At 50.4% G+C, this 934-nt stretch carries 1 protein-coding gene; it reads right to left on the reverse strand.

Annotated features, from left to right (window positions below):
- The coding region (locus KXG62_RS33820; RefSeq protein WP_218096399.1) for an IS4 family transposase at window positions 1-777 on the reverse strand (777 nt) is incomplete at its 3' end.
- Window positions 778-934 lie beyond the last annotated feature (157 nt).

Here is a 934-nt window from a genome sequence, read left to right on the forward strand (position 1 = left end):
CTTCTGGCCTTGAATCAGGAAGCGCTTGTTGTCGTTCTTGACCATTCCGATCACATCCAGGCCGCGAGTCACGATTTCGCCGATGAGCGGCGCATGAGTAAACCAGCTGTCCATTAAGACGTACGAGGCCGTGGCCCCGGCCTTTAGCGCCCGATCTAGCATAGACACGATGACTTGTGGGGACGGCAACAACGCCTCCTGCCGGCGTTTGTAGCCATGCGACCGTTTATCGATGGTCTCGTTCATGCCGTTGATCGCCGATTTGCTGGAACTCAGCAGCGAAAAATCCAGGGGCACGAAGGTATGACCATCCGACCATCCCAAAGTCAGCATGCGGAAACCCTTGTAAAACGTGCCGGTGGCATGATCCTTAAACCGGGCTAGCAGTTCGACAGCTTTGCTGCGACTCCGCTCAAACATGGAATCGTCGACAATGAAGACGGAGTCGCGATTTTCCGAGGTCAGAGCATCAACCTTTTGCATGGTAGCCGTCCCGAGCAGCGTCAGAAAGCGACGCCAAGCAAAGCCGGTATGATTGAGGAAGCGATAGACGGCGTCTTTGCCGGGAAAGGAATCCCCTTTGGCGCTCTCGAGCAACCGAAACCAATTCTTCTGATGAAACAGGAGAATGAAGACGAGTTGGAATAAATAGGCGCATCTGAAGCCAAAACGTTTGCGAAATCCGGCTTGCCGAAGATAGGTCAGAATGTTTAGTTCTTGAAAAGTAGACTTGAATTCGTTTGGCAGTTGATTTAGATCGGGCTGATCGTTTATCATGAAGGAAGACACCTCTTCTGTTGTGGTAGTGATTGGTCGCACTTTCACTTTACCAAACGAAGCGGTGTTTTTCTATTTTTCAAGTCAACTACCTAATTGCTTGGAAAACCTCTCTGTACAAGGATTCATGCCGATTTTGGCTCTGCGAAAGTTGAGT

Source organism: Paenibacillus solanacearum (assembly GCF_910593845.1).
Classification (GTDB): Bacteria; Bacillota; Bacilli; order Paenibacillales; family NBRC-103111; genus Paenibacillus_G; species Paenibacillus_G solanacearum.